The 26,278-nt window shown below is 33.8% G+C and carries 30 protein-coding genes; 13 read left to right on the top strand and 17 right to left on the bottom strand.

Features of this window, described 5'->3' with window-relative positions:
• Position 1 precedes the first annotated feature (1 nt).
• From V7719_RS14090 to V7719_RS14070, 5 genes are all read right to left on the bottom strand, one after another.
• A complete protein-coding gene (locus V7719_RS14090) occupies positions 2-487 on the bottom strand; it encodes an acetyl-CoA carboxylase biotin carboxyl carrier protein subunit (protein ID WP_335730567.1) in 486 nt (161 codons plus the stop codon).
• An 87-nt stretch (positions 488-574) separates the two neighbouring features.
• Positions 575-1,258, bottom strand: a complete 684-nt coding sequence (locus V7719_RS14085) for a PrsW family intramembrane metalloprotease (protein WP_335730566.1) — start codon at positions 1,256-1,258, stop codon at positions 575-577.
• Positions 1,259-1,277: 19 nt separating this feature from the next.
• On the bottom strand, positions 1,278-1,832 hold the full coding sequence (locus tag V7719_RS14080) for an NUDIX hydrolase (protein WP_335730565.1): 555 nt from the start codon (positions 1,830-1,832) through the stop codon (positions 1,278-1,280).
• 10 nt (positions 1,833-1,842) lie between these two features.
• Positions 1,843-2,994, bottom strand: coding sequence for an aminotransferase class V-fold PLP-dependent enzyme (locus V7719_RS14075; protein WP_335730564.1), 1,152 nt, complete (start codon positions 2,992-2,994; stop codon positions 1,843-1,845).
• A gap of 114 nt (positions 2,995-3,108) precedes the next feature.
• Positions 3,109-4,197 (bottom strand): M42 family metallopeptidase, encoded by a 1,089-nt coding sequence (locus V7719_RS14070; RefSeq protein ID WP_335730563.1) that lies wholly within the window; start codon positions 4,195-4,197, stop codon positions 3,109-3,111.
• A 151-nt stretch (positions 4,198-4,348) separates the two neighbouring features.
• Between V7719_RS14070 and V7719_RS14065 the strand changes: the two genes are divergently transcribed.
• From V7719_RS14065 to trhA, 4 genes are all read left to right on the top strand, one after another.
• Positions 4,349-5,236, top strand: coding sequence for an ABC transporter ATP-binding protein (locus V7719_RS14065; RefSeq protein ID WP_335730562.1), 888 nt, complete (start codon positions 4,349-4,351; stop codon positions 5,234-5,236).
• 32 nt (positions 5,237-5,268) lie between these two features.
• Positions 5,269-8,919, top strand: a complete 3,651-nt coding sequence (locus V7719_RS14060; RefSeq protein WP_335730561.1) for an ABC transporter permease/M1 family aminopeptidase — start codon at positions 5,269-5,271, stop codon at positions 8,917-8,919.
• A gap of 318 nt (positions 8,920-9,237) precedes the next feature.
• Positions 9,238-9,930: a DUF4294 domain-containing protein gene (locus V7719_RS14055; protein ID WP_335730560.1), complete on the top strand. Its 693-nt coding sequence runs from the start codon at positions 9,238-9,240 to the stop codon at positions 9,928-9,930.
• Positions 9,930-10,556 (top strand): PAQR family membrane homeostasis protein TrhA, encoded by a 627-nt coding sequence (gene trhA / locus V7719_RS14050; RefSeq protein ID WP_335730559.1) that lies wholly within the window; start codon positions 9,930-9,932, stop codon positions 10,554-10,556. The genes V7719_RS14055 and trhA overlap by 1 nt, the downstream gene beginning before the upstream one ends.
• Here the strand turns inward: trhA and V7719_RS14045 are convergent.
• From V7719_RS14045 to V7719_RS14025, 5 genes are read right to left on the bottom strand one after another with little or no spacing between them, the layout of a single operon-like run.
• Positions 10,553-10,924, bottom strand: a complete 372-nt coding sequence (locus tag V7719_RS14045; protein ID WP_335730558.1) for a VOC family protein — start codon at positions 10,922-10,924, stop codon at positions 10,553-10,555. The genes trhA and V7719_RS14045 overlap by 4 nt on opposite strands.
• Before the next feature lie 40 nt (positions 10,925-10,964).
• Positions 10,965-11,237 (bottom strand): hypothetical protein, encoded by a 273-nt coding sequence (locus V7719_RS14040; RefSeq protein ID WP_335730557.1) that lies wholly within the window; start codon positions 11,235-11,237, stop codon positions 10,965-10,967.
• A gap of 60 nt (positions 11,238-11,297) precedes the next feature.
• Entirely contained in the window at positions 11,298-11,726 is a 429-nt protein-coding gene (locus tag V7719_RS14035; protein WP_335730556.1) for a DUF4268 domain-containing protein, read from the bottom strand.
• Positions 11,727-11,730: 4 nt separating this feature from the next.
• Positions 11,731-12,405, bottom strand: a complete 675-nt coding sequence (locus V7719_RS14030) for a ZIP family metal transporter (RefSeq protein WP_335730555.1) — start codon at positions 12,403-12,405, stop codon at positions 11,731-11,733.
• 43 nt (positions 12,406-12,448) lie between these two features.
• Positions 12,449-13,180, bottom strand: coding sequence for a class I SAM-dependent methyltransferase (locus V7719_RS14025; RefSeq protein ID WP_335730554.1), 732 nt, complete (start codon positions 13,178-13,180; stop codon positions 12,449-12,451).
• A gap of 93 nt (positions 13,181-13,273) precedes the next feature.
• Between V7719_RS14025 and V7719_RS14020 the strand changes: the two genes are divergently transcribed.
• Both V7719_RS14020 and V7719_RS14015 read left to right on the top strand, forming a co-directional pair.
• Entirely contained in the window at positions 13,274-14,434 is a 1,161-nt protein-coding gene (locus tag V7719_RS14020; protein WP_335730553.1) for a THUMP domain-containing class I SAM-dependent RNA methyltransferase, read from the top strand.
• A 9-nt stretch (positions 14,435-14,443) separates the two neighbouring features.
• Positions 14,444-14,866 carry a hypothetical protein gene (locus tag V7719_RS14015; protein ID WP_335730552.1) on the top strand — a complete coding sequence of 141 codons (423 nt, stop codon included), beginning with the start codon at positions 14,444-14,446 and terminating at the stop codon, positions 14,864-14,866.
• Between the two features lie 3 nt (positions 14,867-14,869).
• Here the strand turns inward: V7719_RS14015 and V7719_RS14010 are convergent, their stop codons facing one another.
• Genes V7719_RS14010 through rlmD form a run of 3 tightly spaced genes read right to left on the bottom strand, consistent with a single transcriptional unit; the run spans position 14,870 to position 17,569 of the window.
• Entirely contained in the window at positions 14,870-15,625 is a 756-nt protein-coding gene (locus tag V7719_RS14010) for a DUF6048 family protein (protein ID WP_335730551.1), read from the bottom strand.
• The gene (locus V7719_RS14005) at positions 15,588-16,142 is read right to left on the bottom strand and encodes a DUF6452 family protein (protein ID WP_335730550.1); all 555 of its coding nucleotides are present in this window, start codon (positions 16,140-16,142) and stop codon (positions 15,588-15,590) included. The genes V7719_RS14010 and V7719_RS14005 overlap by 38 nt, the downstream gene beginning before the upstream one ends.
• Before the next feature lie 14 nt (positions 16,143-16,156).
• The gene (gene rlmD / locus V7719_RS14000; RefSeq protein ID WP_335730549.1) at positions 16,157-17,569 is read right to left on the bottom strand and encodes a 23S rRNA (uracil(1939)-C(5))-methyltransferase RlmD; all 1,413 of its coding nucleotides are present in this window, start codon (positions 17,567-17,569) and stop codon (positions 16,157-16,159) included.
• 106 nt (positions 17,570-17,675) lie between these two features.
• Between rlmD and V7719_RS13995 the strand changes: the two genes are divergently transcribed.
• The 4 genes from V7719_RS13995 to rocD all read left to right on the top strand — a co-directional run bounded on the left by V7719_RS13995 (position 17,676) and on the right by rocD (position 20,588).
• Complete coding sequence (locus V7719_RS13995) at positions 17,676-18,182, top strand: hypothetical protein (protein ID WP_335730548.1); 507 nt, start codon at positions 17,676-17,678, stop codon at positions 18,180-18,182.
• On the top strand, positions 18,183-18,737 hold the full coding sequence (locus tag V7719_RS13990; protein WP_335730547.1) for an RNA polymerase sigma factor: 555 nt from the start codon (positions 18,183-18,185) through the stop codon (positions 18,735-18,737).
• A 61-nt stretch (positions 18,738-18,798) separates the two neighbouring features.
• Positions 18,799-19,185 (top strand): DUF6768 family protein, encoded by a 387-nt coding sequence (locus tag V7719_RS13985; RefSeq protein ID WP_335730546.1) that lies wholly within the window; start codon positions 18,799-18,801, stop codon positions 19,183-19,185.
• A 122-nt stretch (positions 19,186-19,307) separates the two neighbouring features.
• A complete protein-coding gene (rocD, locus tag V7719_RS13980; RefSeq protein WP_335730545.1) occupies positions 19,308-20,588 on the top strand; it encodes an ornithine--oxo-acid transaminase in 1,281 nt (426 codons plus the stop codon).
• 71 nt (positions 20,589-20,659) lie between these two features.
• Here rocD and V7719_RS13975 read toward each other — a convergent pair whose 3' ends face one another.
• The 3 genes from V7719_RS13975 to V7719_RS13965 all read right to left on the bottom strand — a co-directional run bounded on the left by V7719_RS13975 (position 20,660) and on the right by V7719_RS13965 (position 23,204).
• Positions 20,660-20,992 carry a CCC motif membrane protein gene (locus tag V7719_RS13975; protein WP_335730544.1) on the bottom strand — a complete coding sequence of 111 codons (333 nt, stop codon included), beginning with the start codon at positions 20,990-20,992 and terminating at the stop codon, positions 20,660-20,662.
• Positions 20,993-21,005: 13 nt separating this feature from the next.
• Positions 21,006-21,269 carry a DUF2752 domain-containing protein gene (locus tag V7719_RS13970; protein WP_335730603.1) on the bottom strand — a complete coding sequence of 88 codons (264 nt, stop codon included), beginning with the start codon at positions 21,267-21,269 and terminating at the stop codon, positions 21,006-21,008.
• Positions 21,270-21,338: 69 nt separating this feature from the next.
• Entirely contained in the window at positions 21,339-23,204 is a 1,866-nt protein-coding gene (locus V7719_RS13965) for a T9SS type A sorting domain-containing protein (protein ID WP_335730543.1), read from the bottom strand.
• Positions 23,205-23,317: 113 nt separating this feature from the next.
• Between V7719_RS13965 and V7719_RS13960 the strand changes: the two genes are divergently transcribed.
• The gene (locus V7719_RS13960) at positions 23,318-23,509 is read left to right on the top strand and encodes a hypothetical protein (RefSeq protein WP_335730542.1); all 192 of its coding nucleotides are present in this window, start codon (positions 23,318-23,320) and stop codon (positions 23,507-23,509) included.
• A complete protein-coding gene (locus tag V7719_RS13955; protein ID WP_335730541.1) occupies positions 23,509-24,060 on the top strand; it encodes a Smr/MutS family protein in 552 nt (183 codons plus the stop codon). Before V7719_RS13960 ends, V7719_RS13955 begins: the two co-directional genes overlap by 1 nt.
• A gap of 5 nt (positions 24,061-24,065) precedes the next feature.
• Here V7719_RS13955 and V7719_RS13950 read toward each other — a convergent pair whose 3' ends face one another.
• Positions 24,066-24,992, bottom strand: coding sequence for a hypothetical protein (locus tag V7719_RS13950; protein ID WP_335730540.1), 927 nt, complete (start codon positions 24,990-24,992; stop codon positions 24,066-24,068).
• A gap of 135 nt (positions 24,993-25,127) precedes the next feature.
• On the opposite strand from V7719_RS13950, the gene V7719_RS13945 reads away from it, so the two are divergent.
• Positions 25,128-26,270 (top strand): cysteine desulfurase family protein, encoded by a 1,143-nt coding sequence (locus V7719_RS13945; RefSeq protein ID WP_335730539.1) that lies wholly within the window; start codon positions 25,128-25,130, stop codon positions 26,268-26,270.
• Positions 26,271-26,278: the final 8 nt, after the last annotated feature.

Below are 26,278 nucleotides of genomic sequence, written 5' to 3'. Positions count from 1 at the left end.
TTTAGTGGAATTCAATTAGCAATTGGTTTTTGTCTACTGCATCTCCTTTTTCTACTGAAATAGATTTTATGACACCTGCTCTTGGAGACGTTAATACGTTTTCCATTTTCATGGCTTCAAGGATTAAAAGTGTATCATTTTCTTTGACGTCTTGACCAACTTTTACATTGATTTCTAAAATTAGTCCAGGCATTGGTGCTTTGACATCGTTTACAATTTTCGCGCTACCTATTTCAAAACCCATTTCTTTTATTAGTATATCTAATTCATTGTAAATGTTTACGTTATAAGTATTATTGTTAACTTTTACTTGAAATAGTTTTTTATTGAAATTTGATAATGTCATTTCAGCTTTATAAGAAGAATTTTCATGTAAAACATGATATTCATTGTCTGAAGTTTTTATGCTATTGAGTTGGGAACTGTCGGTTTCTGAAATATCAAAATCGAACGATTTATTGACATTCACTTTAAACGATTGACTCATAGAAAATGTGTTTTTAATTTAATGTAAATATAAGTAATTATAACGTTTTCGTAAATGCGAATTTACATCAATGTAAGGCACAAGAAATTAAGAGTCTTCAGGTTTGAAATGCGAATCTTCTTGATGTTTTCTAATCGCTTTATGAGATAAAATAATTCCGAGAATTAGTGAAATAAATGCACCTATCCAGATACCAGGAATGAAATCTATAAATAAGAAGAAGTCATAGAATCCATGAAAAGCTGCTGCTAAAAGAAGTCCTAGGAGATTTAGTTTAATTCTGTTTTTCGAGAATTTAGCTTTACCCATAAAATAGCCCATTAATATTCCGAAGGTTGCATGAGCAGGAACAGCAGTAAAGGCTCTTAGGATACCAGTCACATAACCGCCTTCAAGTACATAAAACACATTCTCGGTAGCTGCGAAACCCATTGACACCATAACAGCATACATAATGCCATCAAAGGGTTCATTGAAGGCTTTTTTAGGTTGTGCAAAGTATTTTACGATGATGTATTTACTGAATTCTTCTGTTAAGCCTACCACAAAAAACGCCTTTACAAATTGCTGAGGCACGCTAAATTCATTTTTTAAAGGCAATATGATGTCTAAACCATAATAAATAATAGTTGTAATTAGGATGCTTCCTATTGCTCCTAATAAAAAACTGACCAAGAGCAGCCCTATAGGTTCTTTATCATATTTATCCATATAATATATGTAGAGTATGATAATACATACTGGTGCAATAGCTAGGAGAAGTAAATTCATAAATGAAAAGTAGTAAAAATTATCCAGTTATCTTGGTATTGATAGCTTCTACTACAAACTCATAATAGTCCTTGTTACTTGGCACGAAATGATTGTTGATTTCAGAATCTTTTAATAGTTGATGAAATTGTTGAATGGATACAAACTTCAATGCTTCAACTTCTTCTTTTTGTGGCGTTAAGTCTTTAATACTAACCTTGACTTCAGCAATGAAGGTATTGTGGAATTCATTGTCTATGATTCCATTTGGATAGGATTGAAAACAGTCAAACACACCTATTTTTACCAGCTGTTCTTCGGATATATCTATATCAATTTCCTCTTTAGCTTCTCTAACTGCTGCTTGTTCTGGTGTTTCATCAGCATCGATATGTCCAGCAACTGAAACATCCCAAAGCAACGGATAAATGGATTTTGATGCTGCGCGTTGTTGGAGTAGGATATCACCTTCCGAAGTATAAAACCAAACATGAGCTGTATTATGTAAATGACCTTTTGCGTGGATCTCAGATTTTGGCACTGAAGCTCCTGTTGGTCTCCCATTTTGATCTACGATGTCGATGTATTCTTCCAATGGATTATTATTATAAAACAGATTTGATACAGTTGACTAATTTTTCAAAATCGGCTTCTGTATTATATAGATGACACGAAATACGAATATACTTTCCTCTAAACGATAGAAATATTTGCTGCTTTTGTAATTCAGTTTTCAGTTTCTTAATATCGAAACCTTCTGGAAGTTTGACACCAAATAAATGATGCGTTCTAAAGTCAGGATGTTCAATATAGCAGCCTAATTTTTCGAGTTCTTTAGATGCTTCATATGAAATGGAACGACAATAGTCTTGTATGGCTTTTGGTGTCCAATCGATGACTTGCTTTAGAGCTTCAATTTGCATTTTTACGTGAATAAAATTCCCGCTTTCACCAACAACATAGCGATTTGCTAGAGGCTTGTATCGTGATTCATAATTGGTTAAATCGGGAAGTTTTTCACTATGTAATCGGTTTGTCCAATTGTCTTCAATAGGTTCGCCATTGTCAAAATAATTTCCATAGTAAGCATATCCACAACCATAAGGTCCAAATAACCATTTATAACCAGCACATATCAATGCATCTGGCTGAATGTCTTTAATTGAAAACGGAAAAGCACCGATGGTCTGACTTCCATCAACAATCAACAACGCATTATGCTGTCTAGTCTTTGCTCTAATCGCTTTTAAATCGAATATCGTTCCGTTCGACCAATGAATATTTCCTAAAGTGACTACAGCAGTATTATCAGTAATCGCATCCAAAATATCTTTATTCCATTGCTTCGCATTGTTGGTTTTTAGATTCGGACTAGCAATCGTTATAATATTTGCATTGTATTTATCAGCTAGTTTTTTCCAAGCATAAATATTACTCGGAAACTGTTCTTCAATAACTATAATTTCGTCGGTTGACTTGAGTTTTATATTATTGGCAACAGAAGCTATTCCGTAGGACACCGAAGGAACACTTGCAATACGTTCTGGTTCGTCTGAATCAATGAGTTTTGCAAATAGGGTTTTAAGTTTGGTCACAGGATCAAAAAAATCTGAAACCGGAATCGTATAGGGTTTACTCTTTTGTAAAACGGCATCAAGACCCGCTTGTTCCACCGCTTTAAAAGAAGGGGAGAGGCTCGCTATGTTTAAATAGGTAACCTCTTCTGGAATGCTGAATAGCTGTTTTTGGTGTTGCATATCTGTATTTAATGTTACGTTGAGCGCATTCGAAACGTTCTTAGGCTTATTGATTACATTAAGTAATCATAAACGGTTTACGATTTGTTTTTTTGCCAAATCTAGCTTAGCTGGTTATTCAAAATAAGAAAATGTTTCACCATCTTCAATTTGAAGCAACGTTTCGTAAATCATTTTAATCACATTTTCTACATCATCACGATGCACCATTTCAACTGTGGTATGCATATAACGTAATGGTAAAGAAATCAAAGCAGAAGCAACACCACCATTGCTATAAGCAAATGCGTCTGTGTCTGTGCCTGTAGCTCTTGATAAAGCCGAACGTTGAAAGGGGATTTTCTTGGCTTCAGCAGTATCAGTTATTAAATCTCGTAATTTTTGCTGTACAGCAGGAGCATAGGCAACCACTGGTCCTTTACCCATTTCTAAATGTCCTTCTTTTTTCTTGTCAATCATTGGCGTAGTGGTATCATGCGTCACATCTGTCACTATCGCCACATTAGGTTTGATGGTTTCAGTAATCATTTGTGCACCACGTAATCCAATTTCTTCTTGTACAGAATTTGTAACGTATAATCCAAAGGGTAGTTCCTTTTTATTTTCTTTTAAAAGCCGTGCCACTTCAGCAATCATAAATCCACCCATTCTGTTATCTAAAGCACGACACACAAATTTATTTTTATTCAATACGTGGAATGTATCAGGGTAAGTAATCACACATCCAACATGAACGCCTAGTTTTTCAACCTCTTCTTTTTTTGTGCAACCACAATCAATAAAAATATTCTCTGGTTTAGGTGTTTCCTCTTTAGCACGATTTCTCGTATGAATTGCAGGCCAGCCAAATACACCTTTTACGATGCCTTTTTTGGTGTGAATATTCACAATCTTACTAGGTGCAATCTGATGATCACTTCCACCATTTCTAATGACATATATTAAGCCGTTATCTGAAATGTAGTTGACATACCAAGAGATTTCATCTGCATGACCTTCGATGACGACTTTATATTTAGCTTTCGGATTGATAACACCAACAGCAGTTCCGTAGGTATCAGTAATAAACTCATCTACATATGGTTTTAGATAGTCCATCCATATTTTTTGTCCGTCCCACTCATATCCAGTAGGAGCTGCATTGTTTAAATACTTTTCTAGGAAATCGAGTGATTTTTTGTTCAGTATGCTTTTAGATGCCATATAATTTTGATTTGTATTTGTGTAAAAATAAAAGGATTTATTCAGTATTATAATCTTACTCAACTAAAATGTGTAACAAAATGCAGTATTTTTACACCAATACCATTTTAAGTATGAATTTGCAATAACCTAATCATCAAATTATAATACAATGAAGCTAGTCATTAAAGATTTAACAAAAACATATAAAAATGGTGTAAAAGCCATCGATAATCTTAGTATTGAAATTGGAACAGGAATGTTTGGATTACTTGGCCCAAATGGAGCAGGTAAGTCTTCTCTTATGAGGACTATTGCAACATTGCAAAGTCCAGATTCTGGTTCAATTATGTTTGGAGAGATTAATGTTTTAGAAGATAAAATGGCGCTTAGAAAGATTTTAGGGTATTTGCCACAATCTTTTGGTGTATATCCAAAGATGTCTGCGGAAGCCTTACTAGATTACTTCGCCACTTTGAAAGGTGTAGGTTCTAAATCTGAACGACAAGCTTTAGTCAAAGAGGTTTTAGAAATTACTAATCTCTACGATGTTCGTAAAAAAAATGTTGCAGGTTATTCAGGTGGTATGAAGCAACGTTTTGGGATTGCTCAACTATTATTAAATAGTCCGAAACTTATTATAGTTGATGAACCAACTGCAGGATTAGATCCAGCAGAAAGACATCGTTTTTTAAATGTACTTCGCGAAGTTGGAACCAACTGTACCGTTATTTTTTCAACTCATATCGTTGAAGATGTTAAAGAGCTTTGCAATGAAATGGCGATTTTGAATGGTGGACGAATTTTAAAGCATTCAACGCCTTCAAAAGCGAGAGAAGAATTGAAAGGACTTATTTGGACTAAAGTTATTCAGAGAGATGATCTGGAAGAAAATGAGGCCAAATATAATATATTATCATCAAATTATAATGAAGATAATTCCTTAAATATAAGAGTCTTTGCTAACGACATACCAGATTCGGATTTTAAAGTTTCTGAACCACAATTAGACGACGTGTATTTTATTGCCTTAAAGCAGGATGAACCTGTATTAAGCTAATTTAATTTTTTCTATAAACTAAAAAATACACTATGTTTTCTACTATATTTTTTCATGAATTAAAGCATTGGGTTAAGAAACCAGCTTTTTATATATACATGGCTATTTTCTTTATGCTAGCGCTATTTATTGCTGCGGCTAATGCAGGAATATTTGATAGTATAACTGCAACTACAGGTTCTTCTAGAATTGTAAATGCTCCTTTTGGTATTACCAATTTGTTTATTTCTTTAACTGTTTTAATTTTCTTTCTATTTCCTTCAATAATAGGAGTCTCGGTATACAGAGATTATAAAAGCGAAATGCATACCATTTTGTATTCGTATCCATTTTCAAAAAGCAGTTATCTTTTTGCTAAATTTTTTAGTGCCGTATTTATAGTGACTTGCATTGTTGTGACTATTGGAGTTGGGATGTTTATTGGCTATAGGTTACCTGGTACAAATTCAGATTTGATTACTTCCTTTGATTTTACTTCATATTTTAATGCGTATTGGGTATTTATTTTACCGAATATTTTGTATTTCGGAGCCATCGTTTTTGGTGTCGTAACGTTTACACGGAATATTGCAGCAGGATTTATTACGGTTATCTTATTATTATTTGTTCAAGGGATTGCAGAAAGCTTTCTTTCTGATCCTGAATACAGATACATAGCAGCCTTAGCTGATCCTTTTGGTGGTGCAGCTATGCAATACTATACGAGGTATTGGACTGTTGCAGAACAAAATGAGCTTCATGTTCCTATTAAGGAAGTCATTATTTATAACCGTTTGATTTGGTTAGGTGTCTCTTCTATTGTTTTCGCTCTAGTCTATAGATTCTTTACGTTCAGTCAAAACGCTTTATCATTTTCATTGTTCAGAAAAGAAAAAGGCGAGCGATCAATCAAACGAAATTTTGGAGGTATTACGCGTATCAATTTACCTAAAGTGAATTTTGATTATTCGTTTATTCAGAATTTAAAAACCACATGGAGAATATCTAATTTTGAATTTAAGTATATCGCCAAAAGCTGGCCATTTATTAGTATTGTGCTAGTCGGTTTAATCATTGTTTTAATTGCTCTTGCTGATTTTGGAAATCCATTTGGCACACCTACTTATCCAAGAACATGGCGCATGTTACAGGGAGGAGGAGCCTTTGTTATTGCTATTAATATCTGTACATTTTTATATGCAGGAATGTTGGTTAATCGCAGTTCAATTAGCAGAATGAATGGTATTGAAGATGTGACTCCAATTCCAAATTGGACCTTATTTCTTTCTAAATTTATTGCAATTGTTAAGATGCAGATTCTACTATTATCAGTTATTATGATATCAGGTATTCTGTTCCAATTATATAAGGGGTATTATGATATTGAAATAGGACTATACATTAAAGATTTATTCGGATTAAAACTTATTAACTACATGATTTGGGCCTTTTTGGCCTTAACGGTTCAAACATTGATTAGAAATCCGTACTTAGGATTGTTTATACTACTTGTAATTGCCATTGGAATACCATTCTTAAGTTTAGCAGGAATAGAACAATCTATTTTTAAGTATAATGAAGGACCTGGTTTTAGATATAATGATATGAATGGCTATGGTGACTCTTTGGGACGTTACTTACTATATAAAGCGTATTGGGTTCTTGGTGGTTTAATATTGGTAGTTATTGCTGGATTATTTTGGGTGAGAGGTTTACCGCATTCATTTAAAGAACGTTTAAAAATCGCACAATCCAGATTTAAGCTACCAGTAGCTATTACTTTTTTAGTACTTTTAATTAGTTTCTTATCACTAGGGTTTAGAATTTTTAACGAGACCAATATTGAAAACGAAGCTTACTCTTCAAAAGAAAGAGAAAAGCAAAGAGTCAACTGGGAAAAAACGTATAAAAAGTATGAAAAGGCAGTACAGCCTAGAATTGTATCAGTAAAAACGGACGTGAATCTTTTTCCAAATAAAAGAGATTTCAATGCTTCAGGGGAATATGTTATGGTCAATAAAACCGATCAGGTTATTGATAGTATTTTCTTAAATCATAATGATTATCCTAGCACATTTGAGTTTGATAGAGCCAATACATTAGTATTAGAAGACACATTATATAATTTTGATATCTATAAACTTAGGCGACCTATGGTTCCTGGTGACACCATGAGGTTTCATTTTACGGTTAAAAATGAACCTAATACATTATTAACAAGAAATTCTCCAGTTATTGCTAACGGAACGTTTTTAAATAACTTTCAATTGTTTCCAAATTTAGGTTATGATGGCGGAAGAGAACTTACAGATGATAAGACCCGTAAAAAGTACGATTTACCACCAAATGAATTGCGACCGCATCCTTCAGATTCATCTGCATTAGGAAACACCTACATCTCTAGAGATAGCGACTGGGTAGATTTTGAAGCGACAGTGAGTACTAGTGAAGATCAAATTGCAATTGCACCTGGTTACCTTCAAAAGGAATGGGTAGAAGATGGTCGTCGTTATTTCCATTATAAAATGGATAGTAAAATCTTGAATTTTTATGCCTTTAATTCCGCAGAATATCAAGTAAAACGTGATAAATGGAAAGATGTCAACCTTGAAATTTATTATCATGAAGGACATGAGTACAACCTCGACAGAATGATGGCAGGAATGAAAGCCTCATTAGCATATTGTAGCGAGAACTTTAGTCCGTACCAACATAAACAATTGCGTATTGTAGAATTCCCTAGCGGAAGTTTCGCGCAGTCGTTTCCTAATACCATTCCGTTTGCCGGAGATGCCGGATTTATTGCAGATGTAGATGATAGTGAAGATGGAGGCGTAGATTATACCTATGCGATTACGGTTCATGAAGTAGCACATCAATGGTGGGCACATCAAGTGATTGGAGCAGATGTTTTAGGAGCAACAGTAATGTCTGAAAGTTTGTCTGAATATGTAGCACTTAAAGTGCTCGAAAAAGAAATAGGCAAACCCCAAATGCGTAAATTCTTAAAGAAAGCATTAGATGACTATCTCACAGCGAGAACCTTTGAAAGCAAACGTGAAAAACCATTAATGTATAATGATGGTCAAGGCTATATACGTTATCAAAAAGGATCATTGGTATTGTATGCCTTAAGTGATTATATTGGAGAAGAGGTACTCAATAACGCTTTAAAAACCTATGTTGAGAAAGTGAAGTTTCAAGAGCCTCCATATACAACATCGATCGATATGGTAAATCATATTAAAGCTGTAACACCAGATAGTTTGCAGTATGTCATCAAAGATATGTTCGAGACTATTACTGTATATGACAACCGTATTACTAATGTCACTTCTACGGAAATGGATAATGGCAAGTATAAAGTGGATATCGAATTTAATGTGAGTAAATATCGAAATAACGAAAAGGGAAGACGTTACTATTCTGAAGTTGGGAGAGATTCTATATCTTATTTACAAGAAGGAAAAGAAAAACCACTATTATCTGTTCAACTAGAAGATTATATAGATATTGGGATTTTTATCGAAGATGATAACGATGGTAAAAAGAAAGAGCGTATACTGTATTTAAAGAAGCATAAGATTACCGCAATCAATAACGAGATTTCGATTATTGTAGACGAAAAGCCAACAGAAGTTGGTGTGGATCCTTACAATAAATTAATCGATACACGTTCTGGTGATAACCGACAGAAGTTGTAGCTATTGCTAGTTAGAATACGCACATTTCCAAAGAAAAACCTAATGAAAACACAATATTAATATGGTTTTAAGGGTTTTCAATCTGTAAATAATTAATTTTACCTCGTATTTGGAATAGTTTTGGATAATAACCTGCACATGAATCGAGCATGTTAAAAACGTTATCACTCAAGAGAACTGTTAATAGCGAACAGCATGTGACCTATGAAAAACAATGCATTTAAACACATGAATCGAGCATGTTAAAAACGTTATCACTCAAAAGAATTGTTAATAGCGAACAGCATGTGACCTATGAAAAACAATGCATTTAAACACATGAAACAACTGTTATACATATTACTCATTTTCCCAATGTGTCTTTTGGCTCAAGGCGAGCCTGTACTCCAAGACTCTACTGTAGTTGAATACATTTTTGTGGAAGGTGATTCTATTCCAAAAACGGCTATCGATTTAGATGAAGTTCTAGTGTTGCATAAACTTAAGTTTGCAAATAAGGATGAACGTATAGATTATCTTATTTTAAAACGAAAAACATTAAAGGTCTATCCTTATGCAAAATTGGCAGCTGATCGATTGACGACTTTAAATGAACGACTTGCAACACTTAAGAAAAAACGTGCTAAGAAGAAGTATGCTAAGAAAATTCAGAAATATATTGAAGATGAATTTGCTGCAGAATTAAAAAAATTAACGCGTACTGAAGGTCAGATTCTTGTGAAGCTTATTCACAGGCAAACCGGAAAAACAACATTTGCCTTGATTAAAGAATTGCGCAGTGGTTGGCGAGCATTTTGGTTTAATAGCACTGCTAATTTGTTTGATATTTCATTAAAGCGAGAGTTTAATCCAATGGAAGTCAAAGAAGACTTTTATATTGAAGATATTTTAGAAAGAGCCTTTCAAAACAGACAACTTAAACGACAAGATCCAGCCATTGATTTTGATTATTACGATTTATCAGATAAGTGGTTAAACACTAAAACTACAACTGTAGAGACTAAGAATTAATGCGAATCCAAACCTCTTTAGAAGAACGATTAAATGCTTGGAGTCATGGTATTGGTGCAGCATTAGGAATTGCCGGACTCGTATTACTTATTATTTTCTCAAAGGAGCAAGTGCCTTATTCTTTATTTAGTGTAATCGTTTACGGCATATCAATTATCATTCTTTTTTTAGCATCAACTTTTTATCACGCTGTAAACGGCGACAAGCGAAAGCATTATTTTAGAGTTATAGATCATATTAGTATCTACTTGCTGATAGCTGGAACATATACACCAGTTTTACTCATCATGTTACCTGATAGTCTAGGTTGGATGCTCTTTTGGGTGGTTTGGGGAATTGCCGCTTTTGGTGTTATTCTGAAATTGTTTTTTACAGGAAAATTTGAAACCTTCTCTACATTACTTTATCTCGTTATGGGATGGCTTATTGTATTTGATTATTCCACACTAGCAGATAGAATGGCAACCAACGGACTTTACTTACTATTTGCTGGTGGTTTACTTTATACTGTTGGTATTATATTTTATGCCATTGAGAAAATACCATATAACCACGTGATTTGGCATCTGTTCGTTTTAGGAGGTGCTATTTGTCACTTTTTTATGGTGTATTTCTTTGTGATTTAAACATGTTGGTCAATCAATACAGTATTGCCATCAGGATCAAGAACTACAAAACTGGCAGGTCCAGAATTGGTTTCATCTGCTTCAGTTTCTAATTTTACACCTTTGGATTTTAAGTGCTTTTGAATTTGTCGAACATCATCAAAATTTTCGACTGTACCTGCATTTTCGTCCCAACCAGGATTGAAAGTCAATATGTTGTTTTCAAACATACCTTGAAATAGACCAACTAGCGCATTTCCGTTTTTCATAATGAGATAGTTCTTTTCAAGCTCTCCTGCAAATACTGAAAAACCTAGATTTTCGTAAAAGGCTTTTGAAACATTAATATCTTTAACAGCCAGACTAATTGAGAATGCACCTAATTTCATTTGGATTGATTTATAGTTGATGTTCTAAAGTTATGACTATCTAGCTTAAAACAAAAAAGTAGATTAGAATTGCCAATACTAGTGTTGTGAAAAGGACGATGACGAAATTCTTTCTGTTTTCAGATTTTAGTTTGGCTTTAATATCTAGCTTGATTTCTTCCAATTCATTGCTGTCTAAAGTTGGAAAATTGTATTCAGGATTTGAATAAGAATTTTTATAGTTTAAATTCTTTTTATTGAATTTCCCGTTATTTTTCTCTTGACGATCGGCTCTTCTTCTTAAAGTAGCTTTAAATTGACTTAGACTTCCCATGCATAATTATATTATATATGATAATAAGTCTACTACTCTATGAAAATGTTACTAACAACCTTAATCTACTAATATATCACGATACTCCTCAAAAAAAAGTTCAAACTGATTCATTGTTTCGTTTAAGAACACCATAACCTCTTGCCAAGTATTTTTATTATGAATAGATACTTTTTGTTCTAAAGGCACATAGATTCTTGAGATTTCTTTACCATTATCGAGAAAAAACTCTTCCTCAAAAATAACAGTTGGCAAATAATCGTCTTTTAAAATCGTTTTTAAAGATTGTATTTTTTCCCAATATGTAATTCGGTTTTCAAGATGATCTTCTAAGTCTAAAACAACTGAAGCAGATTTTATGTCAAAATGAAATTTGAATGAAAAGCCTTTTATTTTGGTATCATAAAGAATCCACTTTCTCGGAAAGGACTTCCCAAAGCTTGTCCAAAATTCTTGTCTTAGTTTTCGGCTTTCTTCTTTTGAATACATAAAACTAGATAATATAAGCAATACCTACGCCTAAAATAATAGCTATTAATTTGGAAAGATTAAATTTATGCCCTTCGCTACTTTCGAATAAAATAGTTGTAGAGATATGAAAGAATATACCTATCACAACAGCGTTTATCATAGTGATATAGTCTGCATTAATATTTGTGGCATTAGAAATATAAGTTCCTAATGGTGTCATTAAAGTAAATACAATTAAGAAACTAAAGACTTGAATTTTAGAAAAGTTGGACTGCAATAAAAATGCAGAAATCAATGCCGCGATCGGGATTTTATGTATCAAAACACCATACACCATATCATTATGTTGGTGAATAGGGAAGCCTTCTAAAAAGCTGTGTAAGCACAAACTAATAAATAGTAGCCAGGGAAAAGCTGTTTCGGTTTTATGGATGTGAACGTGGCCATGCTCTGCACCTTTTGAAAAGAACTCTAAAATGATTTGCAATAGAATACCACACATAATAAACAGGCCTGTAGTCTTTGCTTCTAAATGCTCGTAGACTTCTGGCAATAAATCAAAAAGAGTGAGTGCTAATAAAAAAGCACCACTAAATGAAAGTAATAACTTAGTATATAGATTTTTTCGTTGCTTTGTTATGACAACGATTAGAATACCTAATACGACTGCATAAACTGGAAATAAGTACTTATTCATATATGATAAATGCTAATTTAGCACAATTTAATATCTATTTTAATTATTTAAAAATCATGACTAATCGTTCTGAAGTTTTCGCATCAAACCTCTTAAGTTTATAATCTCCAAAAACGTCCAGTAAATGTACGCCAGCTTTATTGAAAAGTATTTCAAAGTCCTCTAAAGTGAATGCTCTTACACGTTCTTGAAATTGGAAGTCTCTACCTTCCGCAGTAAATGAAATATCTTTAATAATATGGCCATCTACAAAGCTACGCTTTTGCTTAAAATCAATGCCTTCAATAGTTTTTACATCTTCAGAAACTAAATGGTCAATAACATAATTGCTATTCATGAAATCGATAACACCAAAACCAAATTCATTAAGATTAACTTTGATGGCTTCAATCGTTTTTAGATTGTCTTCTTCATTTTCAAAATAACCAAAACTAGTAAAGAGGTTAAAAACAGCATCAAACTGTTTTTCATATGGCTGACACATGTCGTGTACTTCAAAATGAAGCGTATCATTTTCAAACTGTTTGGCGTAAGCGATACTGTTTTCAGATAAGTCCACACCTGTCAAATCATATCCTAAACTATTAAGATAAACGGAGTGTCTTCCTTTTCCACAGGCTAGATCTAAAATTTCTCCACCTTCAGGAATGTTGAGATATTCGGTAAGATTATCCATGAACACTTGAGCTTCGGTATTGTCTCTATCTTTATATAAAATATGATAGAATGTCGTGTCAAACCATGAGGCGAACCATTGTTGTGTGTCTTTTGTCATATGTATATCCCATGAAGTCGGGAATCTCTTTATTGAAAATGGCTTTAGTTGCCACAAAAATACTTTATTTTTGCAATCTATTAGACGTAGTACATGGAGAATAATTATAAAATGATTGCAAAAACCTTATATGGTTTTGAAGATTTGTTAGAACGTGAACTTATTCAGTTAGGCGCAATGGACGTAAAAAAAGGCGTCAGAAATGTTAGCTTTACTGGTGATAAGGGGTTCATGTATAAGGCTAATCTAGGATTGCGGACAGCGATTAAGATTTTGAAACCTATAAAAACTTTTCGTGTTAGCAATGAGCAAGAGCTATATGACGAAGTTTATAAAATGTCTTGGGATAAGTATCTAAAATGTACAGGGACTTTAGCTATCGACGCGACAGTTCACTCAAAGAATTTTACACATTCTCAATACGTAGCGCTTAAAAGTAAAGATGCTATCGTTGATAAATTTAGAAATACTGATGGACAAAGACCGAATATAGATTTGCGCTTTCCAGATTTGAAAGTTAACGTGCATATCGACAGGCAGGTTTGTACAATTTCTTTAGATTCCTCTGGAGAATCCCTACATAAACGTGGTTATAAAACAGCTACTAATATTGCGCCTATTAATGAAGTGTTAGCTGCAGGTTTAGTAATGCTATCTGGTTGGGATGGTCAATCAGATTTTATGGATCCTATGTGTGGTAGTGGTACCATTTTGGCAGAAGCCGCTATGATCGCTTGTAATATTCCTCCAAATTTAATGCGTAAAGAATTTGCTTTCGAACGTTGGGGAGATTGGGATGTGGAATTATTTGAAAAAATTGAAGGATCACTACTCAGTAAAACTAGAGACTTTCATCATAAAATGATTGGGTACGATAAGTCGCCAAGCGCAGTATCGAAGGCTAAAGATAATCTTAAGAATGCTCATTTAGATGAGTTTGTCACAATACAACACGAAGACTTCTTTAAAACTCAGAAAGCAGGTGAGAATAAATTGCACATGGTGTTTAATCCGCCTTATGGAGAACGATTAGACATTGATATGGAGACCTTCTATAAGGAAATAGGGGACACCTTGAAACAAGGGTATCCAGGAACAGATGCATGGTTTATTACTTCAAATCTTGACGCCTTAAAGCATGTTGGTTTAAGACCTTCAAGAAAAATACATTTGGTCAATGCTAAGCTGGAAGCACGTTTAGTTAAATATGTAATGTATGAAGGCAGCAAGAAAGGTAAATATATGACTGATTAGATGTAGAAAATGATAAAAAGACTATTCTGTTTTGTTGTATTGATTTTTATGAGTGCAACAAGTTTTGGACAAGAGTTAAAGTGTAAAAAATTTAAAACAGGAACGTTCATTATACCTGGAGATTCTATAGTACCTCAATCAACGCTTAAACGAAATAATACATCACAGATAGAATCTATTTCCGAGACTGAATCTGTGGAATTGGATATCGAGTGGGTTGATGATTGTAATTATGTATTAAAATTGAGCAAATCGAAACCAAGGAAGGCTATTTCAGAAATCGAAAAAACTATTGATAAAGAAGGTGGATTGAGAATTCAAATGCTAAGAACCGTTAAAGATACCATGTATTTTAGGGCTAAATCCACCATAAATGGAAAAGAATATCCGATTGATGGTTACCAGATTAAAGTTAGTAAGGATTATAAATAAGGCTTAGTTCTTTTCGGCTTCTACAACGACCTTCTTGTCTTTTTTATAAATAGGAATAAGATACGATAGTGTATAGCCAAATCCAATTCCGAAGCGACCGCTATCATAAGTTCTATTGAACCCAGGAATGTATAGGTTTTCAAAACCATCAGGTTGATCTTGAGAAATATTGCTCTTAATCTGTAAATTAAGTCCCGCGTAAAAATTGGTAAATAATTCGGCTTTTAGTCCGATAACTAATTCTATCCAAATTGCTGAAAGTCCGTTAAATTCTTTAATGGAATTATCGGTGGAAGGTGACTCCCAGAATTGATCGGCATTAAAAATAGTAATACTATTTCGGGTTTGACTAAAACTACTTACACCAACTCTAAATCCAGTGTAAATCATATTTTGCATGTCTAACCAGTTGGTATAGGTATTATAATCTATACCTCCTTTAAAATAGCTTCCTTTTGCAGTTACATCAATAAAACCGTTAGCAATTCTTCGTTCTTCAGTCCCTAACTCTCCAGCGATGTAGAGCTTTTTTGTCAATCTGTAATCACCATTAATTTCAAAACCCGTATAGTCGTCATCTACAGCAGTGCGGACAAGTTTACCAATATCTCCACCGATTCTAAGTCCGTATTTTTGTTTATAAACTAGAGTATCTGATATTGTTTCTTCGTTTTCAGTCTGCGATTGTGATGTCATTGGGAACAACATCATAATTATCATGTTAATTAATATAAATGATGATATGTGCTGCGTTCTCATTCTCAATGTTTTCGTTTAAAATTTCGGTACTTATAATCCAGTTATCGGCATCTATTTCTTGTGTGAGACCTCCAGTAGTTCCCAAGTTAAAAATGCTTTTATAGCCACAGGCTCTAGAAACGTATATAAATTCTGGAGTGTATTTAACTTCAATAATATCTATGTTTGAGTCATTGCTATCATCCATGTTATCTGCAAAATCAGCATCTTTTACCAGTTGAAAACGTGTTTTGGTTTCAACACCTTCATCAGCAAAACGCAATGGTAATGCAATCGAATCGGTATTTGTTCTGTTTAGAATTGGTGTCGTAGAAAAAGGCATATCATCGTCATCTAATCCTATAATTTCTAATTGCCTGACTTGCTTTAATTCATCTTGATTGTTGATGTCGTAGAATCTAATAATCAAATGTGGCGTCGTTGCAGTGTCTTCAGCACAAATATCATCGCGCTCACAGCTCAAAGCAATAATTGTAATTAGTGCTAAAAAACTTAGTAAGATTATAATTCGTTTCAATTTCAATTTTTTAATTATCGTTTTTCTAAAAGCACAACGTTCTCAACATGGTGTGTCTGCGGAAACATGTCTACAGCCTGTGTTTTAGTTATTTTATAAACCTCTTTTAATATTGCCAAATCTCTGGCTTGAGTTGCACTGTTACAACTTACATAAACTATTTTTTTTGGCGCAATATTTAATATTTGATTAACAACATCTTTATGCATTCCGTCTCTAGGAGGATCTGTAATAATAACATCTGGTTGTCCGTTTTGTTTAATAAACGCATCATTAAAAACGTTCTTCATATCACCAACATAAAAGGCAACGTTTTCTATACCATTTAATTGCGCATTTTCTTTAGCCGCAGTAATAGCATCTGGTACAGATTCTACACCAACAACATGCTTAGCTTGTTTAGCTACAAATTGAGCAATGGTTCCCGTTCCAGTATATAAATCGTATACAAGTTCGTCTCCACTAAGATCTGCAAAATCTCTCGTGATTTTATATAGTTCGTAAGCTTGTGCAGAATTCGTTTGGTAAAATGACTTGGCATTTATTTTAAATCGTAAACCTTCCATCTCTTCAAAAATATGGTCATTTCCTTTATAGCAAACAACTTCTTGATCATAGATAGTGTCGTTAGCTTTTCCGTTAATGACATATTGTAAAGATGTTATCTGCGGAAATGTACTTGCTATATACTCTAAGAGTAGCTCACGCTTCTCTTTGTCTTCTTTGTAAAACTGAATCACAATCATGATATCACCAGTTGATGACGTACGAATCATCAGAGTACGCAGTAATCCTGTTTGGTTTCGGGTATTGAAAAATTCTAATTCGTTTTCTACTGAAAATTCTTTAACAGCATTACGAATAGCATTGGAAGGATCTGCCTGTAACCAACATTTATTAATATTAAGAATCTTGTCCCACATTCCCGGAATATGAAATCCTAGCGCGTTTCTATCGCCTAAATCTTCATCAGATTGGACTTCTTCAGTGGTTAGCCAGCGACTATCGCTAAATGAAAATTCCATTTTATTACGGTAGAAATAGTGTTCTGCCGATCCTTGAATAGGAGTGACTTCAGGTAATTCCAAATGACCAAGACGGACCAAATTATTAGTCACTTCTTTCTGTTTATATTCCAGTTGAAATTTATAATCCATATCCTGCCACTTGCAACCTCCACAAACACCAAAATGGTCACATTTTGGTTCTGTACGCTTGTCTGAAAGTGTATGAAATTTTATGGCTTTTCCTTCAAAATAGGCTTTGCGCTTTTTAAAGGTTTGGACATCTACCACATCACCAGGAACAGCATTAGGCAAAAATATAACGCGACCATCTGGCGCTTTAGCAACTGTTTTGCCTTTTGCACCTGCGTCAATAACTTCTATGTTTTCGAAAATCTGTCGTTTGTTTTTGCTTCTTGCCATGGTGCAAAAATAATAATCGTTATAGATAAACTATAGGGAAATAGAATTATCTTTAAAAAACTTCAAAATAAAATGAACCTTTTTATTTTTTCTACGTCTTTAGAGTATGCAAGTCATTAATAGTCATAAACGAATAATTCATCAGCCTAAAGAAAAGGTATCTGAGCTATTTAAAACCTTAGCAACAACTGAAGATCAAGTTTGGCCTTATAATAATTGGCCTGCTATGCGATTTAAGAACGGTCTGAGAGTAGGAAGTCGAGGAGGTCATGGACGTATTCGTTATACAATCATTGAGTTTCAATCTGGAAGCCGCATTAAATTTGAATTCACGAAACCTGAAGGCTTTAATGGCACACATGAATTAAGCATTAAAGGTATTTCAGATAACACTTCAGAAATTGCACATAGCATAACAATGCATACCACTATTAAAGCTAGCTTTTTATGGGTATTCGTGATTCGTTGGTTGCACGATGCATTGATTGAAGATGCTTTTGACAATGTGGAAAATTACTTTTCCGAAGAAAAGAAAAAAACGAAATACAATCTTTTAGTGAGCTTATTAAGGGCGTTTTATAAACGAAAACCGTTTCAAACCAAACTAGTATAATTGGAAAAAGATAACCATATAGATACAGAAATGGTAAAAGCTTATCAAGCTGGAGACCAAAAAGCAATAGCCCAATTGGTTAAGCGATGGCACCTAATATTTTGTAAAAAGGCCTATTGGATAGTGAAGGATGCTAATTTATCTAAAGACATCGCACAAGAGAGTTGGCAAACTATAATGGATAAAATGCATACGTTGCAAAAACCTTCGAGTTTTAAAAGTTGGGCCTTACGTATCGTGTATTCCAAATCTTTAGATGCCTTGAGAGAACAAAGTCGGAAACGTTCAAGAGAAACTGAATTTGGTAAACAGCAAGTTGCTGTAGTTGACGATTATAAAGAAAAAACTGAGCATAAAGAGATGCTTTTAAAAGCGATCAAGAGATTGCCCGAACAACAGCAAAGTGTTATCAGACTTTATTATACTGAAGAGTACTCGCTAAAGGAAATCAGTGAGCTATTAAATATCTCTGTTGGAACAACAAAATCAAGGTTGTTTCACGCCAGAGAAAAACTAAAATTAATTTTAAAGCCAATAATTGGCAATAAAAAATAACCAAGAACGGAGTGTTTTAATACTAGTAGACTAAGCGTAATGTTCTGTAAAATTTAATACTATGAAAACTAATATGGAAGATATCGATCAATTAATTAAAGAGACCTTAAGCCAAGAAGAATCGAAATTCTATGATTCTCTAGAAGAGCAAAATGTTTTAGGAATGATAGGCGGTTTATTCACTGGTAAGAATAAGTGGATTAATATTCTTATGAATATTATGACATTAATTTTCTTTGGACTGTTTATTTATTGTGTAGTTAAGTTTTTCGACACAACAGAAACGAATGAACTGATAAAATGGGGAATAGGTGGTCTTGTATTTTTATTAGGCGTAAGTATGCTTAAAATATTCGCTTGGATGCAAATGGATAAAAATGCGATCCTAAGGGAAATGAAACGTTTAGAATTGCAAGTATCATCATTATCTGGAAAAGTTTCGGAATAAGATTTTAAATTATTAATTTGCAAGCCTTAGGGATGATTTCTTTCCCACGCTGAATTTTCGGACTCTTCGAAAGGATAAAGGTAGATAAGGAATGGTTATTTATTAATTTAAAACAAATTAAAATGGCTGTTTTAGACCAATTAACTTCGCAACAAGCGATCGATTTAGAAAACAAGTATGGTGCACACAATTACCATCCGTTACCAGTAGTATTGAATAGAGGAGAAGGTGTGTATGTTTGGGATGTAGAAGGTAAGAAATATTATGATTTTCTTTCTGCGTATTCTGCTGTAAACCAAGGGCATTGTCATCCGAAAATTGTAAATGCTATGACTGAACAAGCTCAGACCTTGAGTTTGACATCCAGAGCATTTTATAATGATATACTTGGAAAGTATGAGAAATTCGCTTCAGAGTATTTTCATTTTGACAAGTTATTACCAATGAATACAGGAGCCGAAGCTGTTGAGACTGCTTTGAAAATCTGTAGAAAATGGGCTTATGAAGTGAAAGGCATTGATGAGAATCAAGCTGAAATCATCGTGTGTGAGAATAATTTCCACGGAAGAACAACAACTATTATTTCCTTTAGTAATGATCCTGTTGCTAGAAAAAACTTTGGACCATATACTGACGGATTTATAAAAATTGAATATGATAACCTTCAGGCATTAGAAAGTGCTTTAGATGGTAATAATAATGTTGCAGGATTCTTGGTAGAGCCTATTCAAGGTGAAGCTGGAGTTTATGTGCCTAGCGACGGTTATTTGGCGAAAGCAAAAGCATTATGTGAGAAGCATAATGTGTTGTTTATTGCAGATGAAGTACAAACAGGTATTGCTAGAACAGGACGTTTATTGGCAACTTGTGGAAACTGTAGTTGTGAGAACAAAAATTGTTCTGGTGCTCCTGAAGTAAAGCCAGATATATTAATTCTAGGTAAAGCGTTATCTGGTGGTGCTTACCCTGTAAGTGCTGTATTGGCAAATGATGCTATTATGAATGTCATTCAACCAGGAAATCATGGGAGTACATTTGGCGGAAACCCAATAGCTGCAGCAGTTGGAATCGCTGCTCTTGAAGTTGTTCGTGATGAAGATTTAGCTGAAAATGCTTTTCAGATGGGAGAATTATTCCGAAGTGAATTAAACAAATACATCGAAATAAGTCCAATAGTAAATCTCGTAAGAGGAAAAGGCCTGTTAAATGCCATCGTCATTAATGATGATGAAGACAGTGATACGGCGTGGAATATCTGTATGGCTTTACGTGATAACGGACTCTTAGCAAAACCTACTCACGGAAATATTATTCGTTTTGCACCACCTTTGGTAATCAATAAAGAGCAATTGTTAGATTGTGTCTCAATTATCATTAAAACATTAAAGGCTTTTGAAGTTTAAAATGTTTTAAATACAACGTATAAAAAAACCTCAATACATGTATTGAGGTTTTTTGTTTTAGATATTATAAATTAGTTGTTTTTCAATTCTTCAGCTCGTTCCATCATCAATTCTGGATTACTTAAAGCATCCCAACCTATCTGAGATAAGAACCAAATAATGTAACACAAGAACAATACGTTTAGTATAAGTCCGATAATGGCTAGAATCTTACCAGCATTCATGTTTTGGTAACCCGAATATAATTCTGGGTTCTCCAAGTAGGTTTTCTTAGCTTTTCCAGCTAATACTAAAGCTACAATAGATAGAGGAACACCAATGATTCCATAACACCAACATAAAACAATTGATATGATTCCGAATACTAATATTAAGGTCGAATTAGGTAATTGTTGTTTTTCCATTTTAGAGTTTTAGTTAAAAAAAAGTTTTTATAATAAAATTACCAAGTATCAAAACGAGGTTTACAACAGCCAAAGTAATAATTATTTTGTTACTGTTTTTAAAATTCTTGAAGTAATTTATAAAAACAAACCCAATAAGTAATATTAAAGTGTATATGGCAGGGTACATGTAAAAAGCACCAACTAAGTCTCCTTGAAGAATTAAAGCTAATGACCGCTGCATACCGCAACCCATACATTCTATACCAAAGAGTTTCTTATTTAGACAAGGCAACATGTAATCTTCTGGAGACATCATAATTTAAATAAACGGTCTCACAAAAATAGGAAAAATTAAAAGATTGGCTTAATTTTTAATAATCACCTTTTTAGTAATCGCCGTGTTCCCTTCAACAGTAATCGTAGTGATATAAACACCGTCACTAAAGGATTTTGTAGAATAGCGATACGCATTCTGGTTTCCAATATTTACTGTATTAATGACTCTTTTTCCAGCGACATCATATAGTGATACAGATGTTATGTCTAATCCGTTAGGATTTAAAATGGTGAGTTCAGCGTTTTTCGTGTTTAGGAATACAACGAAGTCTTCATCTGTGACTTCCTCAGTAGTTAATGATTCTTGACGGAATGTAATTTCGAAACGACTATCATAGACTCCTGCTGGCAAATTGAGGCTGTAGTTTTGTGTTCTTAGATCTACATAAAGATTAGCATCAATATCATGTAAATATATAGGTTGTGATTCATCAAAATTTTGAACATCATTAATGCTAAATGTATTAAATTGTAGGTTTGCTATATTTATAATTAAAGGTATAGTTAATGTTTCATCATATTCAAAAGCTTGAATTGCATAAGGTTCACCATCTAAAGTCCAATTGGCATCAGATTCTAAGTCTCCTGCTCCTTTAGCTTCTAATCCATAATCAAAACCGTCTGTTGCAGTATGATGAAAATTCATTAATAACTGACGTGTGTATGATTCAATCCCATTATTATCAAAACCTACATTAATTCTAAAGCGTTTACAATCTTCAGGAACTATATTGTAACCTTCTTCTGTATAATCTGTTTCATTAAATGAACTTGAATTAGTTTCACTAAGCCTAAAAAAACTACTATTAGTTCCAGATTGCTTATAAAAAGATCTTTGTGAGTTATTGAATCTAATGCTGCTGGCAGTAGCTGAGCCTTCCATTATAAATCCTTGACCAACAGGAATATATCTGTAGGATATTTTTGGAAAAGAATTAGTAATTGGTGGTCCACCTGCAATAGTTCCATCTAATAAGTACATGTAAAAAACGGCAGGTGTAAAGGAATCCATAACAGTATCATCAGTTAAATCTGATGGAGTTCCATTAGTATTAGTAGCAAAATTTGTATATAGCGCGTAACCACCTACATAATTTGATAAAACATGCGATGTAGCACCTGGTTGTTGCTCCCAGAACTTTAGTACTCCAGTTGTATTTGATTGGTTTTGCGTATCATGTATAAAGTAATAAGCATCAAGAGCAGACGGATATGGGTTACCTATTAGAGTTTCTCTATTAGGGTTTATTGATACAGACATATTGCCATTATTTGGCCTGCCTCTAAAATCATATTGCTGAGCACCACTTGGGTTTCCTTTCATAGTCCAGCCGTAACCAGATGCTAGATTACTCGTTGATTCATCTATAACGACCCAATCTAGGTAATCATTAGGAGGTGGATTAATACCTATATAAGAGTAAAACCAAAAACTTGCAATCGTAGGCGGAGTACCCGCGATACCATCATAATTAGGTTCGGCTACATAAGTTGCAGCAAGACTGGTAATTGGTGCTAGGGTTTCGCCATAAATATTATTATTAGGTCTAAAACTTGTATTTCCTGCTACACCACTGTTCATTCCTACAGGAGAAGACCAGTAGTTGTACATATAAGTGTTGGAATTTCCTGTTTGATAGACGCTTAGTTGGCCAGTTCCTGAGTTACCAACATTATTCCCTTGTATTAGTTGCGCATCATTTCGTAAATAGATATTACCATTATTTGCTAGATTTACGTCATCAGTAACATATAAAGGTGCAACAGTTGGCCCACTAGTAAACGCAGTGCCATCGACATAAACATAACTACCAGAACCGACAAACAAATCTGATTGAGCGAAACTATATGTTGAAACAAAAATTGTAATAATGAGGGTGTACAAATTTTTCATAGTCAATAGATTAATCTATGAATATAATAATAATCTAGCTAAGATACTTTAGTTTTTTGTTTTTTATCAGTATTTTCGATGATTCATAAACTATTCTCGTTAACATTCTATATATGTCTAGAAAAATCAGTTATATTTTAATTCTAATTGGCGGAATCATAGCCATTTATGCTCAAGCTAGAGAAGATCAAAACCAGTATATTTTAATCACTGGAATTGTAATTTTAATGCTTGGTATTTATAGTATATCGAGAAATATTCCGAGTAAAAAGGATATGGATGATGACAACCAAAATGATTTGTAATGTTGTTTAAAATTGGAGATAAAGTTTCTGTTTTGGATGAGGACATCTCAGGTATTATTACTAAAATTTCAGGTGACGCTATTACTATAGAAACGGAAGACGGTTTCGATATGGACTTTTCAATTTCCGAAGTCATAAAAGAACAACCACTTTCTTCAAAGCTTTTTGCTGGTACTGATTTAACGTCTGTAATTAACGAAAAAGAAAAATCGTATAAACATAAGTCGGTTAAGGTAAAACCAAAAGAGCGCAGTCTCCCTGCAATGGAAGTGGATTTGCATATCCATCAAATCACGACTTCAAACAAGCATATGAGTAATTATGATATGCTCAATCTACAGTTGGATACAGCTAGATATAAGCTAGAGTTTGCGATTAAAAAACGGATTCAAAAAGTCGTGTTTATCCATGGTGTAGGCGAAGGTATTTTGAAGGCAGAACTCGATTTTCTTTTTAGTCGCTATGAGAATGTCAAATTTTATGAGGCTGACTACCAAAAATATGGCTCGGGTGCAACCGAAGTCTATATTTTCCAGAATACTAAATCTTAGTTTTATTAATCGACTAAAGGCAATGTAATTGGTGCAACAGTATAGGTGCCTAAAAATATTTCAGTAGCATTTAGGATGTCGATATTAGCATTTAAAATGGTTACGCTTACTACAACACTTCTAGTATAAGTTGTTACAATAGACATATCCTGAGCAAATTCATCAATGGCAATTTCATCTAAATAACGTGGTGTCGTATTAACGCCGTTTGATTCATCAAAATCGTCTAATAGAGATAAATTGTCATTCTCATCTTCATTTCGGGTTAAAACACCATCATTGTCATCGTCATCATCAAGATAATCTGCAATCCCATCATCATCAGTGTCTTGAGCGTTTGCAAGACCGTCGATAGCATCATAATTTGGATCCTCTACTGAGGTAAGTACATTATCATTGTCATCGTCTTCATCTATATAATTAGCCAAACCATCTCCATCCGTATCAATAGCATCAGGATACGAGCCATCTTCAGCTTGAGTGCCTCTACCTTCAAATTCTGAAGGAATACCATCGCCATCATCATCTTCGTAAGTGGATATAAATACGACATCAGCTCCAGATTCGGCTGCATAGTCATTCGTAATTGTAGTTCCTGGGATGGGAATATCTTGGCAGATTAAATTTTCAGGAGCTCCATTGTAAGTTCTATAATTAAATGCTATTGAGGTTCCATTAATCTCTAATGGAAATGGTGTTCCACTATTATCTAGAGGGTTAAAAATAGCTCGTGAATTATCATTTACTGGAAATACTAAGGTTAAAGACTCACTAGGGTCTGTTTTGGTGTCATAGAGTACATAATTGTCGCTATTGTCATCACCACAACGCTCTAATACTTCATCAAAGTCTAATGATACTTCAAAGACATCTCCATCGTCACAAGAAAAGATTAAGAGCCCGAATAAACATGTATATAGAAAATATCGCATTGTCATAGATTTTGAAACAAAAATAAAAGATTTGATTGTTTAATAAGTTCCTTTAACAAATAATTTTGACAGTATCCAATAGTAGTTTTGAAAACCCTTAGAAAGTTGCATCTTTGCACCACAATTTTGAATGCTATGAAAACCGTTTATTTTGATAATGCAGCAACAACACCAATACGTGAAGAGGTTGTTAATCGTATGAGTGAAGTTATGAGATTAAATTTCGGAAACCCTTCATCAACACATAGTTATGGAAGGCAATCTAAATCTTTAATTGAGTCTTCCAGAAAACGTATTGCTTCACATTTCAATGTGTTAGCTTCTGAAATCGTATTTACTTCTGGAGGTACAGAAGCCGATAATTTGGTATTGAGAAGTGCTGTTAGAGATTTGGGTGTTACCGAAATCATTTCGTCTAAAATTGAGCATCATGCCATTTTACATACCATTGATGAACTTGTTAAAGACTACAATGTTTCGATAAAATATGTAGACATCGACACTAATGGAGCGATTAATATGTCTCATTTAGAGACTTTACTGGAATCGGAAAATAAACAATTGGTCTCTTTAATGCATGTTAATAATGAAATTGGAAACAAGCTCGAATTAAAATCTGTAGCGTTATTGTGTAAGAAACATAATGCCTTGTTTCACAGTGATACTGTACAATCTGTTGGGCATTATAAGTTGGATTTACAAGATATTCCTATTGATTATCTCGCAGCAAGTGCGCACAAATTTCATGGTCCGAAAGGCGTTGGATTTGTCTTTCTTCGGAAGAATAGCGGACTGAGAGCTTCTATCTTTGGAGGTGAGCAGGAGCGAGGTTTACGAGCAGGAACCGAATCGATTCATAATATTGTTGGTTTGGATGAAGCCTTAAACTTGTCCTATCAAAATCTAGAAACTGAAAGTGCTTATATCAAAGATTTAAAATCTTATTTTATCTCAGAATTGAAAACGTTGTCTTCAAAAATCACATGTAATGGTCAGTCTGGAGATCTAGATAATAGTACGTATACCTTGGTTAATGTGTGTTTGCCAATAGCTCCTGAAAAGGCTGGGCTATTACAATTTCAATTGGATTTGAAAGGCATCGCTTGTTCTAAAGGAAGTGCTTGTCAAAGTGGAAGTTCGCAAAACTCCCATGTACTTACTGAAATTCTTGAAGACGATCATTTAAATAGACCTTCAGTGCGTTTTTCGTTTAGTTGTTTTAATACTAAAGAAGAGATAGATTATGTTGTCGAGGTATTGAAGGGGTTTATTGATTAACAATCAAC

It is taken from the genome of Psychroserpens sp. (genome assembly GCF_036960315.1).
GTDB lineage: Bacteria > Bacteroidota > Bacteroidia > Flavobacteriales > Flavobacteriaceae > Psychroserpens.
Note: the sequence above shows the minus strand (reverse complement) of the source record. Positions and strands in the feature narration are given on the sequence as shown.